The 14,888-nt window shown below is 60.8% G+C and carries 10 protein-coding genes; 8 read left to right on the forward strand and 2 right to left on the reverse strand.

The genetic code is table 11. The features are described 5' to 3' along the window. Positions 1–17: 17 nt before the first annotated feature. Both ABIB24_RS17310 and rarD read left to right on the forward strand, forming a co-directional pair. Entirely contained in the window at positions 18–2,450 is a 2,433-nt protein-coding gene (locus ABIB24_RS17310; RefSeq protein ID WP_274078771.1) for a hypothetical protein, read from the forward strand. A gap of 159 nt (positions 2,451–2,609) precedes the next feature. Next, on the forward strand, positions 2,610–3,497 hold the full coding sequence (rarD, locus tag ABIB24_RS17315; protein ID WP_137162822.1) for an EamA family transporter RarD: 888 nt from the start codon (positions 2,610–2,612) through the stop codon (positions 3,495–3,497). A 331-nt stretch (positions 3,498–3,828) separates the two neighbouring features. Here the strand turns inward: rarD and ABIB24_RS17320 are convergent, their stop codons facing one another. Continuing rightward, positions 3,829–4,347 (reverse strand): glycine cleavage system transcriptional repressor, encoded by a 519-nt coding sequence (locus tag ABIB24_RS17320; RefSeq protein ID WP_025337425.1) that lies wholly within the window; start codon positions 4,345–4,347, stop codon positions 3,829–3,831. A 451-nt stretch (positions 4,348–4,798) separates the two neighbouring features. Between ABIB24_RS17320 and ABIB24_RS17325 the strand changes: the two genes are divergently transcribed. Beyond that, positions 4,799–6,976, forward strand: coding sequence for a malate synthase G (locus ABIB24_RS17325; protein ID WP_354316940.1), 2,178 nt, complete (start codon positions 4,799–4,801; stop codon positions 6,974–6,976). Between the two features lie 147 nt (positions 6,977–7,123). Here ABIB24_RS17325 and ABIB24_RS17330 read toward each other — a convergent pair whose 3' ends face one another. Further along, positions 7,124–7,663, reverse strand: coding sequence for a response regulator (locus ABIB24_RS17330; RefSeq protein WP_137162819.1), 540 nt, complete (start codon positions 7,661–7,663; stop codon positions 7,124–7,126). 116 nt (positions 7,664–7,779) lie between these two features. On the opposite strand from ABIB24_RS17330, the gene ABIB24_RS17335 reads away from it, so the two are divergent. The 5 genes from ABIB24_RS17335 (at position 7,780) to ABIB24_RS17355 (ending at position 14,795) form a co-directional block, all read left to right on the forward strand. Next, on the forward strand, positions 7,780–9,717 hold the full coding sequence (locus ABIB24_RS17335) for a DUF294 nucleotidyltransferase-like domain-containing protein (protein WP_354316941.1): 1,938 nt from the start codon (positions 7,780–7,782) through the stop codon (positions 9,715–9,717). Beyond that, positions 9,714–10,424 (forward strand): 3'-5' exonuclease, encoded by a 711-nt coding sequence (locus tag ABIB24_RS17340; RefSeq protein ID WP_075044380.1) that lies wholly within the window; start codon positions 9,714–9,716, stop codon positions 10,422–10,424. Before ABIB24_RS17335 ends, ABIB24_RS17340 begins: the two co-directional genes overlap by 4 nt. Before the next feature lie 243 nt (positions 10,425–10,667). After that, positions 10,668–11,186: an RNA polymerase sigma factor gene (locus ABIB24_RS17345; RefSeq protein ID WP_025337420.1), complete on the forward strand. Its 519-nt coding sequence runs from the start codon at positions 10,668–10,670 to the stop codon at positions 11,184–11,186. Continuing rightward, entirely contained in the window at positions 11,183–12,139 is a 957-nt protein-coding gene (locus ABIB24_RS17350) for a FecR domain-containing protein (protein ID WP_354316942.1), read from the forward strand. The genes ABIB24_RS17345 and ABIB24_RS17350 overlap by 4 nt, the downstream gene beginning before the upstream one ends. Positions 12,140–12,359: 220 nt before the next feature. Then, a complete protein-coding gene (locus ABIB24_RS17355; protein WP_354316943.1) occupies positions 12,360–14,795 on the forward strand; it encodes a TonB-dependent siderophore receptor in 2,436 nt (811 codons plus the stop codon). Positions 14,796–14,888 lie beyond the last annotated feature (93 nt).

Below are 14,888 nucleotides of genomic sequence, written 5' to 3' on the forward strand. Positions count from 1 at the left end.
CTCAAGGCGATAAATTTATGAATAACTCGACTAACCAATCGCTCGAAAAGCTCCTGGAAGAACTGGGCACGGCACGGAAAAACTTTGGATACCCCGTAATCGTGGCTTTCGATAGAAAAGCTTCAAACAATGTATTAAAACAAGAGTTTATTGAGCGCTACTCCGGCGGGCTATTCATAGCCCCAATGAACAGCGAAGTTGATATTGAAGCGGGTATTTCCTATCACCAGCTTGTGCGTTTTTCCCTGGATGAGCCCCGACTATCCTTTGAGAATGCAGACCTCAGCGGCTCTAAAGCCGTGCTGATGATGCGAGCCGTGCAAGGCAAACAGATTCAGTTAAGCCAACCGATAGGCAGCACACGCAGGCGCGTCACTCGGTTGGCAGAGGCGACGCCTATCAATGGCCCATCCCTGGTATACGATATTGAGTTGAAAAGTCTGAAGGGGGAGGTTTCGCAGGAAGGCCGGGCTTATTTCAACCTTGCAGCAGGCAAGAATTATGCTTTCTATGGCGGATCAACACAGTATGAACTGGACAAACTTGGTGAGCATTTCAAGAAATACTTTGAAGGCTACGATGAAACCCCTGGAGACAGAGATATCATCGAATACACCTTGGGCCAAATTGCTCACGTGCAGGGTTCGCCACTGAAGCCAAATAAATTTGCGATTCGCACCCACGGCGCATCCAAAAACACAATACAATCTGGCGACGGCGCAGTCGTTTTATTCGTCGAGCTAGAAGGATTCAACAGTGAAAATGCTGCCCCGCCAGACGAAAACAAAAAGCTTCCTTATCTTTTACCGAACGGATATAGCGCCAATGTGCTTGTCAACACCGACTTCCTCGCACTGAACATTATCGCCGCCCAAATAGAAGCACTTCCAGAGAACAGGTTTCAACTGAAGTTCAAACTGGAGAATGCCGAAAAACTTGAGTATCGAGCAGAGGGGAACATAATATTTCAAGAGGCGCCGCTGCCCCAACCCGGCTCTCAGCTTTACATCAATGAAGTCACGTGGATTGCACCAAAAGAAAATGACGCAAATAATGGACTCACTTTAGAGTTCATAAATAATAGGCTCACTGTAAATTTCACTGGGCACATGCAGGCAGATGTCAGAGTGAAGCCTAAGGATAGGGACTGGATACAGGGAACCGTCACACTTAAATGGCGTATTCTCATCAAATACAAAGTTGAACTTGTCGAGATCGACGGCAACCGCAAAATGGTACTTATCGATGATAGCGACCACGATGTAGAATTTAATCTGAATTATGAATGGTCCCGGGAAATAGAAGCCGCTTTCGATGTATTTTTAATTTCGACAAAACGAGTAGAAACGGAATATCTATCTTATTTCCATGCCACATTCTCCAGATTGCGCGACGCCCTCACGAACCTCCATTTAGAGGTCGAAACCTTCATCATGTCATCGCTACTGTTCCGCAATTCGCAGATCGCTATTGATTCCCTGCACCAGCCAAATGATTTTATCACCCTAGGCCAATTGGCTGAAGACCTAAACAAATTCTCTATCACGCCAAGCGAAAATGGTGAAATAAGCGTACTGGCCAACGAGAAAATATTCTTCAAAACTAAACCCTACCTCCAGGACGTCAAATGGAGCGTACGTCATCTCCCTGATTACACCGGTGATGACCTCAAAGGGGAAATCAACGAAAACACGGGCGAATACACCGCACCTGCTGCCGACAAATTCAAAGGTAGCCACATCAAGGTCATGGTTAGCGCTCAAAAAGGCACTCACATTTCTCATGTTCTCGTGAGCGTTTTGCGAACCACTATCCATGTCTACCCCTCCATCGCTAGCGTAAACATAGGGTCCTATGCCGAAATAATTGCTGGCGAAATAAATGGAAAAAACATCAGCATGAAAGTCGAAGGGCTCGGTGAATTAGCCGACTCTTCCAGACCCGACCCTCTAGCACAGGCAACCCAAAAGTACCTCGCCCCCAAGCAGGTGCCAGAATGGGAAGAAGGCATGCCCATAGTTGATAAGGTACTGCGTCTTGATAAAGTAGTGGTCAGCAATGGGACTGCCACCAATACCGTCCATATACTCTTGCCTGTTGCAATGGATGGCCCTTATTGGCTGAAGCCGAAGCAGGGACAAGCGGGTTTGGAGTTTGAGTTCTGGAGGAAACCCTCAGGCAAGCCGGAAGAGCAAGTAGCAAAGGAAGAAACCTCATGGCATGTGCGTGTCGGCAATGGCACAATCGACGACGGTGTTTACACGCCACACCCTTCCAGGCCGGACGGTGAGTACATTGTCATCGTGGCGATCCACGAGGACCAAATCATCGATCTATACGCCAGTATGATTGTGCCCATTCCCTTTGTTAGTGCTGAAAAATTCCTGGCGCTTTATGCGTCTGTTGAAGCTAGTGACAATTCGCGTAGGGCGCGCATCAACCGGAAGTGATCGGTTGGGCGTGCATTTGACGGCCAGATTCTCCATGCCGTTGACGCCGAAAACCAGGGCCATGCCCTGGTTTTCGCGTTTCATAAGTGCCTGCACAACTCGCCAACGTGTGCTGAAATAGCCCAGCGCTTCATTTAGCTACCTAAGCAAGGATTCTGCATGCACGCCGCAAACCCGCGTCGCGGGTACCTACTGGGCCTCAGCGCCTACATCATCTGGGGGCTGTTCCCCCTGTACTTCAAGGCAATCCAGAGCGTCCCGGCGGTGGAGATCATTGTCCACCGGGTGCTCTGGTCGGCTTTGTTCGGCTCGTTGCTGCTACTGGTGTGGAAACACCCAGGCTGGTGGCGTGACCTGCGTGACAACCCGCGCCGGCTGGGCATCCTGGCCCTGAGCGGGGCGCTGATCGCCGGCAACTGGCTGACCTACGTATGGTCGGTGAACAACGGGCGCATGCTCGAGGCCAGCCTGGGTTACTACATCAACCCGCTGATCAATGTGCTGCTGGGCATGCTGATTCTCGGCGAGCGCCTGCGGCGTCTGCAGTGGCTGGCCGTGGCCATGGCCGCCGTGGGTGTGGCCCAGCAGGTGTGGCAGGTGGGCAGCCTGCCGTGGGTGTCGCTGGTACTGGCGCTGAGCTTCGGCTTCTATGGGCTGATTCGCAAACAGGCACCGGTGGCGGCACTGCCGGGCCTGGTGGTGGAAACCTGGATGCTGGTACCGCTGGCCCTTGGCTGGCTGTTGTTGCACCCGGCGGCGACAAGTGCCCAGGGCGCGTTCTACACCAGCAGCGAAGCGTTGTGGCTGATGGCTGCGGGGCCGGTGACACTGGTGCCGCTGGTGTGCTTCAACGCTGCAGCGCGGCACTTGCCGTACACCACGCTGGGCTTCCTGCAGTACTTGGCGCCGACCCTGGTGCTGCTGCAGGCGGTGCTGCTGTTCGATGAGCACTTGTCGTCGAGCAACTTGGTGGCGTTCATGTTCATCTGGGCGGGTTTGGCGATTTACAGCGTCGATGCGTGGGTCAGTTTGCGCAAGCGTAGCTGATCAAAAAATGATCATAGCTCTGCAGACCTTGTGATTCTTGGCCTGCAGAGACATCTCCAAAGGTTATCCACATCCTCGTCCCCGTGCTTTGTGCACAAGCTGCTGATTTTTGGGTGTTTTTTGATCAAAGCCTTGTAAGGCGCGCGCGGCCTGGGCTGGAGAGGGGAACCCCCAGGTTATCCACAGGGCCTTCCCCGTGATATCGGGATAACCGTAGGGGGCTGCTTTGCAGCCCATCGCGACACAAGGCCGCTCCTACAGGGGAACGCGTAACCTTGTAGGAGCGGCCTTGTGTCGCGATGGGCCGCGAAGCGGCCCCGGCAATCTCGGATCAATCCTCCGCTCGCAGTTGCAACTCAACCATCAGGTCATCCGCCAGGCTCTCCAGTCGCTGCTGTAGTTCTTCGAGCGGCAGAGTCAACGGCAAAGCCAACAACGCATCTGCATGAAACAACGGCTCGCTGCTCATCGGCGCCGGCCGCACTTCTGTTGAAAACCGCTCGACGTTCACCTGCAATTCAGCCAGCAGGCGGGTGATATCACGCACGATCCCCGGCCGGTCATTACCTACCAGCTCCATGGCAATCGGCTTCCAGGTACACGACGGCTCGATGCCGCTCTCGGCGATCAGCACGCGAATGTCATATCGGACCAACCCCTGCAGCGAAGCCACCAGCTCGTCGTAGTTTTCCGCCGGCACCGCCACCCGCAGGATGCCGGCAAACTGCCCGGCCATGCGCGACATGCGGCTTTCCAGCCAGTTGCCACTGTGGTCGGCGATGCACTGGGCAATGCGCTCGACCTGGCCGGCCTTGTCAGGGGCAATCACAGTCAGTACAAGATGATCCACAAGCCCTTCCTCGTGTCGGACCGCGCCGTGCGGCAGAAAATCGGGGGATCGACTCAGTATAGGCAAGGCGCGGCAACCTGCCGCAGGGCAATCCGCACAACGAATCGTGTACTGTTTCAAGATTTATCTGGAACAATCCACCTGTTTTTTGCGAACATACTCACTCCCAGCGTGACCATACGCGACCAACGGGTCGCATAACGGCGCTTTTAGTCTGATTTTGCCCCGCCTACTGCTTCATGTAGTATCCCGTGGCGCGGACTACAAAACGTCGTTTGGATGTCTGCCAAGGCGCCTGTGAAAATACGCACACTGTCTGCCAGCCGGTCTGGCAGGCCGCACCCAGCCGCGCTCGGGGCTTTACTCGGGGGCATGCACTGGTGCCGTGTTTAGAGAAGCGCTACAGGCTTAATACAGAAGAGCGAAATAGCTGAGCAGAGTGAGGCAAGCAATGACTGGATACGTTCAAGTCGGTGGCCTTCAGGTCGCCAAGGTCCTGTACGACTTCGTGAACAACGAAGCCATCCCAGGGACCGGCATCGTCGCCGAGCAGTTCTGGGCGGGTGCAGAGAAGATCATCAATGACCTCGCTCCAAAGAACAAAGCCCTGCTCGCCAAGCGCGACGAGCTGCAAGCCAAGATCGACGCCTGGCACCAGGCACGCAAAGGCCAGGCCCACGACGCCGTAGCCTACAAAGCATTCCTTCAGGAAATCGGCTACCTGCTGCCACAAGCCGACGATTTCCAGGCCACCACCCAGAACGTGGACGAAGAAATCGCCCACATGGCCGGCCCACAGCTGGTCGTACCGGTGATGAACGCCCGCTTCGCCCTGAACGCCGCCAACGCCCGTTGGGGTTCGCTGTACGACGCGCTGTATGGCACCGATGCCATCAGCGATGAAGGCGGCGCCGAGAAAGGCCAAGGCTACAACAAGGTACGTGGCGACAAGGTCATCGCCTTCGCCCGCGCCTTCCTCGACGAAGCCGCGCCACTGGCGGCCGGCTCGCACGTCGACTCCACCGGCTACCGCATCGAAGGCGGCAAGCTGGTAGTTGCCCTGAAAGGTGGCAGCAACAGCGGCCTGCGTGACGACGCCCAGCTGATCGGCTTCCATGGCGATGCCACCGCGCCGACTGCCGTGCTGCTCAAGCACAACGGCCTGCACTTCGAAATCCAGGTCGATGCCAGCACCCCGGTCGGCAGCACCGACGCCGCCGGCGTGAAAGACATCCTGATGGAATCGGCGCTGACCACCATCATGGACTGCGAAGACTCGGTCGCCGCCGTCGATGCCGACGACAAGGTGATCGTCTACCGAAACTGGCTGGGCCTGATGAAAGGCGACCTGGCCGAAAGCGTGAGCAAGGGTGGCAAGACCTTCACCCGCACCATGAACCCGGACCGCGAGTACACCGCGCCCAACGGCGGCAGCGTGACCCTGCACGGCCGTTCGCTGCTGTTCGTGCGCAACGTTGGCCACCTGATGACCAACCCGGCGATCCTCGACGCCCAAGGCAACGAAATCCCCGAAGGCATCCAGGACGGCCTGTTCACCAACCTGATCGCCCTGCACAACCTCAATGGCAACACCAGCCGCAAGAACACCCGCAGCGGCAGCGTGTACATCGTCAAGCCGAAGATGCACGGCCCGGAGGAAGTAGCCTTCGCCGCCGAGATCTTCAGCCAGGTCGAAGACCTGCTGGGCATGAAACGCAACACCGTCAAGGTCGGCATCATGGACGAGGAGCGCCGTACCACGGTCAACCTCAAGTCGTGCATCAAGGCCGCAGCCGAGCGCGTGGTGTTCATCAACACCGGCTTCCTCGACCGCACCGGCGATGAAATCCACACCTCGATGGAAGCCGGCGCCGTGGTGCGCAAGGGCGCCATGAAGAACGAGAAGTGGATCGGTGCCTACGAGAACAACAACGTCGACGTCGGCCTGGCCACCGGCCTGCAAGGCCGTGCGCAGATCGGCAAAGGCATGTGGGCCATGCCCGACCTGATGGCAGCCATGCTCGAGCAGAAGATCGCCCACCCGCTGGCCGGTGCCAACACCGCCTGGGTGCCGTCGCCGACCGCCGCCACCCTGCATGCCCTGCACTACCACAAGGTGGACGTACAGGCGCGTCAGCGTGAACTGGCTTCGCGTACCCCGGCGTCGGTGGACGACATCCTGTCCATCCCGCTGGCCGCCGACACCAACTGGTCGGCCGAAGAGATCCGCAACGAACTGGACAACAACGCCCAGGGCATCCTCGGCTACGTGGTGCGCTGGATCGACCAGGGTGTGGGTTGCTCGAAGGTGCCGGACATCAACAACGTCGGCCTGATGGAAGACCGCGCCACCCTGCGCATTTCGGCCCAGCTGCTGGCCAACTGGCTGCGCCATGGCGTGGTCAGCCAGGAGCAGGTGCTGGAAAGCCTCAAGCGCATGGCCGTGGTGGTCGACCAGCAGAACGCCGGCGACGCCCTGTATCGCCCGATGGCACCGAACTTCGACGACAACGTCGCGTTCCAGGCTGCGGTTGAGCTGGTGGTGGAAGGTGGCAAGCAGCCGAACGGCTATACCGAGCCGGTACTGCACCGCCGTCGCCGCGAGTTCAAGGCGCGTAACGGGTTGTAAGCGACATCTGCGACAGGGGGCCGCTTTGCGGCCCAATCGCGACACAAGGCCGCTCCTACAGGTACCGCGCAAGGCTGAGGTCTGGCGCAGTACTTGTAGGAGCGGCCTTGTGTCGCGAAAGGGCTGCAAAGCAGCCCCACTCCTGCACTACTCGATCTTCAGTTCTTTCTTCACCAGCTCCAGCAGCCTGTCCAGATCGACCGGCTTCAGCAGAAAATCCACCACCCCCAGGTGCATCACGTCCACCGCCTCTTTCACATCGGTGTCGCCCGACACCACGATGATCGACAACGCCGCCCGTTCCGACTTGCGAATCTGCCGGATCAGGTCCAGGCCATCCTCGGGCTGCATGCGCAAATCCGTGATCATCAAGCCGATTCTTTGTTGGTGGTACAGGTATAGCCTGGCTTCCTCGGCCCCATCCGCTCCGACACAGTCGATCCCCCGGCTCTTCAGGTACAGGACCAGCGCCTCACGGTTCACTGCATTGTCATCCACCACCAGCACCAACGGCTTGGCTGCCACAGGCGCACTTACGACGGCCAATGCCTCGCGCTCGGCGTCGCTCAGGATGTCGTGTTGCTCAGGCATGCTCATCTCGTCAAAAAAATTCCGCTTCAGCATTAGGACCGCAGAACTTGCGTAACCCGGCTGGCCTTTCGTCGGGTCTTTGACAGGGGCGCTCATAGACTTACGTCCAATGGGCACCACCCCGCCGCAAGCCGACCATGGAGGCAGAGAACAACATGGCCGGCACCTATATATAGATATATATAGTTCGGCATAGCGATACGGTCAGTTTCATGAGCAAAAAGGACGCCTACAGCCAGGCGGGCAGGACAGCAGTGCTGCAGAACATCCAGGGCACCCTGCAGTTCCTGCAGCGTTTTCCGCCGTTCAACCAGATGGAACACAGCCACCTGGCCTACCTGGTCGAACAGTGCCAGCTGCGCTTCTATGCCAGCGGCGAAAGCATCGTCAAACCTGCCGACGGGCCGGTCGAGCACTTCTACATCGTCAAGCAGGGCCGCGTGGTGGGTGAGCGCCAGCACCTGGTCAAGCCTGGTGTGGAGACCACCTTCGAAATTACCAGCGGCGAATGCTTCCCGCTGGCTGCTCTGCTCGGCGAGCGAGCGACCCGTACCGAGCACCTGGCCGGTGAGGACACCTTCTGCCTGCAGCTGAACAAGGCCGCGTTCATCTGCGTGTTCTCGATGTCGGAAGTGTTTCGGGATTTTGCCCTGCGCGGGGTCAGCAGCCTGCTCGACCAGGTCAATCAGCAGGTACGCCAGCGCGCGGTGGAAACCCTCGGCACCCAGTATTCGCTGAACACGCCACTGGGTGAACTGGCCATGCGCCACCCGGTGGTGTGCAGCCCCGACACGCCCCTGCGCGACGCCGTGCGGCTGATGCACGAGCAGCAGGTCGGCAGCATCGTGGTGGTCGACCCGCAGCGCTACCCCACCGGTATCTTCACCCTGCGCGACCTGCGCCAGGTGGTGGCGGCGGCCGATGCCGACCTGGGCGCGCCCATCGCGCGGCACATGACCGCCCAACCGTTCTACCTCAGCCCCCAGGCCAGCGCCTTCGACGCAGCCATGGCCATGACCGAGCGGCATATCGCCCACGTATGCCTGGTGGAAAACCGACGCCTGTGCGGTGTGGTTTCGGAGCGCGACCTGTTCTCCCTGCAACGGGTCGACCTGGTACACCTGGCGCGCACCATTCGCCATGCGCCACGCCTGGATACCCTGGTCTCGCTGCGCGGCGAAATCAGCCAACTGGTCGAGCGCATGCTGGCCCATGGCGCGTCCTCCACGCAGATCACCCAGATCATCACCCTGCTCAACGACCACACCGTGTGCCGGGTGATCGAACTGGCGCTGGCCGAGCGCGGTGACCCGGGCGTGCCGTTCAGCTGGCTGTGCTTTGGCAGCGAAGGACGACGTGAACAAACCCTGCACACCGACCAGGACAACGGCATCCTCTTCGAAGCCGCCGACAGCGCCGAAGCCGACGCCATCCGCGCACGCCTGCTGCCGCTGGCGCAATACATCAACCAGTGCCTGGCCCAGTGTGGCTTCACCCTGTGCAAGGGCAACGTCATGGCCGGAAACCCCGAGCTGTGCCTGTCGCGCAGTGAGTGGGCGCGGCGTTTTGCCGGTTTTGTCCGTGAAGCCAGCCCGGAGAACCTGCTGGGCTCGAGCATCTATTTCGACCTGCGCGTGGTGTGGGGCGACGAGCAAGGTTGCGAGCAGCTGCGCCAGGGCCTGCTGGAGCAGGTGGCCGATAACCGCATCTTCCAGCGCATGATGGCTGACAACGCCCTGCGCCAGCGCCCGCCGGTGGGCCGCCTGCGCGAGTTCGTGCTGACCCGCCAGGGCAACGACAAGGCCGCCACCCTCGACCTCAAGGTCCAGGGCCTGACGCCCTTCGTCGATGGTGCCCGGCTGCTGGCCCTGGCCAACGGCATCGGTGCCTGCAATACCCTGGAACGCCTGCGCCAGCTGGTGGCCAAGGGCGTGATCGAGGCACTGGACGGCGCAGCGTATGAAGAGGCCTACCACTTCATCCAGCAAACCCGCATGCAGCAGCACCAGCGCCAGACCCGCGACAACCTGCCCTATTCCAACCGCCTGGACCCGGACAGCCTCAACCACCTGGACCGGCGCATCCTGCGCGAGTCCCTGCGCCAGGCCCAGCGCCTGCAAAGCAGCCTGGCCTTGCGGTACCAGCTATGAGCCTGTTCGCCTGGCTGCGCCCCAGTGCGCCCGAACTGGACCATGCCACGCGCCAGCGCCTGGCCCGGCTGCCCAAGGCCGCGCCCCTGGGGGTGTGTACCCTGCGCGAGCAGCGCTGGGTGGTGCTCGACCTGGAGACCAGCGGCCTGAACCCCAACCGTGACCAGGTGCTGTCGGTTGGCGCCGTGGCCATCGAAGATGGCGCCATCGACTTTGCCCAGCAGTTCGAACGCACCCTGCACCGGCCTTTGCAGAAGACCAACGCCAGCGTGCTGATCCATGGCCTGGGCCCGAGTGCCCTGGCTGCCGGTTGTGACCCGGCCGAGGCGTTGCTCGACCTGCTCGACTTCATTGGCAATAGCCCGGTGCTGGCATTCCACGCGCCGTTCGACCAGCGCATGCTGGCCCGTGCGCTGAAGGAAAGCCTGGGCTATCGCTTGCACTCGCCCTTCCTGGATGTTGCCGAACTGGCACCGATGCTCAACCCCGACACAGTGCTGCGCGAGGCCGGGCTGGATGACTGGGTGGCGCGTTTTGGCCTGCAGGTAGAGGAGCGCCATCATGCCAGCGCCGATGCCCTGGTTACCGCCGAGCTGGCGCTGATCCTGTTCAGCCAGGCCCGCCGCCAGCAGCTGGACAGCCCGCTGCAGCTGGAGCAGCGCTTGCGCGGGTGGCGCAGGCGCAAGGTGCACAACCACGGCCTGTAGCTTTTCACCGCCCTTGCTGGCCTCTTCGCGGGTAAACCCGCTCCCACAGGGACTGTACTGCCTTTGATGCCCTGGAGATCCTGTGGGAGCGGGTTTACCCGCGAAGAGGCCAGCACAGGCATAACATCTGCACGACTTGGATGATGGCCATCCGATAAGCGTCCATTGCACCCACCCCCTCCCCTCTGCAACAATCGCGAATAATTATCGTTAGTTAATGCATTCGTTCCGGGGGGACGCTGCTTGTCTTCTGCACAGAGCCCACACGCCGATCTGGTCGGTGCGCTGTACCGCGACCACCGCGGCTGGCTGCTCGCCTGGCTGCAACGCAGCATGGCCTGCCGCCAACGTGCCGAAGACCTGAGCCAGGACACCTTCGTGCGCCTGCTCGGCCGTGAGCAACTGGATACGCCCCGCGAACCCCGCGCGTTCCTGGCCGCCGTGGCCAAGGGCCTGATGTTCGACCACTTCCGCCGCGCCGCGCTGGAACAGGCCTACCTGGCCGAACTGGCCCTGATGCCGGAAGCCGAACAACCTTCCCCGGAAGTGCAGCACCTGATCCTCGAGGACCTCAAGGCCATCGACCGCCTGCTCGGCAAGCTGTCGAGCAAGGCCCGCGCAGCATTCCTGCACAATCGCCTGGACGGTATGAGCCATGCCGAAATCGCCGAGCGCATGGGGGTTTCGGTGTCGCGGGTGCGCCAGTACATCGCCCAGGGCATGCGCCAGTGCTACGTGGCTCTGTACGGGGAGCCGACGTGAGCAGTGCACCGGTTTCGTCCCGGGTGCTGGAAGCCGCCATTGCCTGGAAACTCAGCCTCGACAACGGCAGCGGCACACCCGACGAGCGCAGCGAATTCATGCGCTGGCATGCCGCCAGCGAGGAGCACGCCCGCGCCTGGCGCCAGCTCGGCGCCATGGACCAGCGCGTGAGCGCCGCTGCCGGCCCGGCACGCCAGGCCCTGCTGCAATCGCGCGCCGGCCTGCGCCGACGCATCGGCAAGGTCGGCGGCGGGCTGGCCGGCATGTTTCTTTTGGGCTCGCTGCTGGCCTGGGTCGGCGCACCATCGCTGGCACCGAACTACTGGCTGGCCGACCAGCGTACCGCCACCGGCGAACTGCGTACCCTGCGCCTGGAAGACGGCACCTTGCTGAGCCTGAACAGCCACACTGCCGTGGATATCGACTACGCCGGCGAGCAACGGGTGATCGTGCTGCACCAGGGCGAGATTTCGGTCGAAACCGGCCACCAGGACCCGCGCCCGCTGCTGGTGCGCACCGACGATGGCCGCCTGCGCCCATTGGGCACGCGCTTCCTGGTACGCCGCGAGGACGACGGTACGCGCCTGGAGGTGTTGCAGGCCTCGGTCGCCGCCATGCCGCTGAACAGCGGCGACGAACAAGTGCTGCGCGAAGGCCAGCAGGTGCTGATGAACGCCAACGGCCTTGGCCGGATCGGCACGGTGCCAGCCGGTGCCGACGCCTGGACCCGCGGCATGCTGGTGGTGGACAACGTGCGCCTGGCTGACCTGCTGGCCGCGCTCGGCCAGTACCGCAGCGGTTACCTCGGGGTGGACGACCAAGTCGCTGACCTGCGAGTGACCGGCAGCTTCCCGCTGACCGACACCGACCTGGCACTGTCGTCGCTGGTGCCGGCACTGCCGGTGAAGGTCGAGCGGCATACGCCGTGGTGGGTGACCGTCGTTCCGAAGTAAACCTGTACCGGCCTCTTCGCGGGCTCGCCCGCTCCCACAAGTACCCCACCGTGCTTGAAACCTGTGTGGTACCTGTGGGAGCGGGCAAGCCCGCGAAAGGGCCGGTACAGGCAAAAACCAACTTCAAATAATTCTCAATTTTTTTCAGATTCGCCCTGTCACTTTTCAAATCTCGCTCGGCAAGGAAGCAGAAAGCACTTATCCGTCGAGGAGCCGCTGCATGTCCCGTGCTGTTGATCGTATCCTGCGCCCCAGCCTGATGGCCCTGGCCATCGCCGTGGCCGCGCCATTGGCCAGCCCTGTACTGTTCGCCGCCGAGCAATCCGCTCAGCGCGCCTACGACCTGCCCAGCGCCCCGCTGGCCACCACCCTCAACCAGATCGCCAGCCAGGCCGGCATCACACTGGCCATCGACCCGGCACTGGTCAGCGGCCGCACCTCGGCCCCGGTGAGCGGGCAGTACGATGGCCTTGGTGCCCTGCAGGCCGCCCTGCGCGGCACCGGCCTGCAGCTGCAGCAAAGCAGCGTGGGCAGCTACAGCCTGGTGGCTACGCCGGAAGGGACACTGGCGTTGCCGGAGACTGCGATCAATGCGACTTCCAAATATGAAAGCGCCTGGGGGCCGGTAGAGGGTTACACCGCGACCCGGACAGCGGCTGGCACCAAGACCGACACCGCCATCGCCGAACTCCCCCGCTCGGTAAGCGTGATCACCCGCCAGCAGATGGAAGACCGGCCGGTGCTCAGCCTGAACGATGCCCTTCGCTACACCGCTGGCGTGCAAAGCAGCGGCTATGGCTCCGACTCGCGCAGCGACTGGTTGCTGGTACGTGGTTTTGAGCCTACCCAGTTCCTCGATGGCCTGCCATTGCCCAAGGGCAACTACGCCACCCCCAAGATCGAACCCTGGAACCTGGAGCGCATCGCCGTGCTGCGCGGCCCGGCTTCTTCGATCTACGGCCAGACTCCACCAGGCGGCCTGCTGGACATGACCAGCCGTCGGCCGCAATTGGAAAGCAGCCACGAAGTCGAAGCCCAGGTTGGCAGCAACAACCACAAGCAGATCAACTTCGACAGCACCGGCAAGCTCGACGATGCAGGCCAGTTCCTGTATCGAGTGAGCGGCACCGTGCGTGACAGCGGTGCGCCGGTAGACCACATCCCGGACAAGCGCTACAACATCGCGCCCAGCCTGACCTGGAACATCAACGACGATACCAAGCTGACTTTCATCAGCCAGTACACCCGCGATGACACCGGCATCACCGGCCAGTTCCTGCCACTGCAAGGCACCAAGCTGGATAGCCCCGCAGGCAAGATTTCGCACCACAAAAACCTGGGCGACCCGGATTGGGAGTCTTACGACCGCACCTACTACCACCTGGGCTATGCGTTCGAGACCCGCCTGAACGATACCTGGCAATTCCGTCAGAACCTGCGCTACGCGCGTAACGAACTGGACTTCAAGGGCATTACCGCCGGTGGCTCGATCTGGCCAGCCGGCCCGGACGAAGCTGTCAGCGCCGATGGCACCGTGCAACGCACCGCCGGTATCGTCGAGGAGGACATCTCCCAGTTCGCCCTGGACAACAACTTCCAGGCCGACTTCCAGACCGGTCAGGTTGCCCATACCCTGCTGCTGGGTCTCGACCACCAGCGCTCGGACAGCAATGCCCGCTGGCGCTGGGGCTCGGCTGGTGTGCCACCGAGCAATATCCACAACCCAATCTACGGTCAGGATTTCTCGAACGTTCAGTACTTCGACATGTACGACTACGACCAGAAAACCCAGCAGACCGGCCTGTATATCCAGGATCAGATGGCTCTGGACAACTGGCGCCTGACCCTTGGTGGCCGTGAGGACTGGGTGCACACCGGCACCACCTTCCACAACAAAGGCGACGCCACCAACACCCAACGCGACAAGAAATTCAGTGGTAACGCAGCACTCAGCTATGTATTCGATAACGGCCTGACGCCTTACATCTCCTATGCCGAGTCGTTCCAGGCCGCCACCGGCTCCACCGTCAACAGCACCGATGCCTTCAAACCGACCGAAGGCAAGCAATACGAACTGGGCATCAAGTACCAGCCTCCAGGCAGCAATAGCCTGTTCACCGCTGCTGTGTTCGACCTGACGCAGGAGAACATGTCGGTGACCGAGGGTGGTGTAACCCGCCAGGTTGGCGAAGTGCGTGTCAAAGGCCTGGAGCTGGAGGCTACCTCGGATGTGACCGAGAACCTCAAACTGGTGGGCTCGTACACCTACAACGACAGCGAAATCATCAAAGGCACCAGTGACGAGAAAGGCAAGCGCATGGCGCAGGTGCCGCGCAACCAGGCCACTGCCTGGGCTGACTACACCTGGCACAGCGGACCACTGGATGGGTTTGGGGTCGGCGTTGGTGTGCGCTACGTGGGCGACACCTACGGTAATACCACTAACACCGATTGGGGCCATGTGGGGTCCTACACCGTCTACGACGCATCGGTGCACTACGACCTGGGCCGCCTGAACAGCACTCTCAAGGGAGTGACCGTGGCCGTGGATGCGAAGAACCTGTTCAACAAGGACTACTTGTCTACCTGTGACGGGTACTACTGCTACTACGGCGACGAGCGCAACGTGGTGGCCAGTGTCAATTACAAGTTCTGAGTGAGCCGGGCCATTCGCAGCACAAGGCTGCTCCTACAAAGGCCAACTCGGTCCCTGTAGGAGCAGCCTTGCGCTGCGAAAGGGCTGCGCAGC

The organism is Pseudomonas sp. UYEF17, from assembly GCF_040546125.1.
GTDB classification, from domain to species: Bacteria; Pseudomonadota; Gammaproteobacteria; order Pseudomonadales; family Pseudomonadaceae; genus Aquipseudomonas; species Aquipseudomonas putida_Z.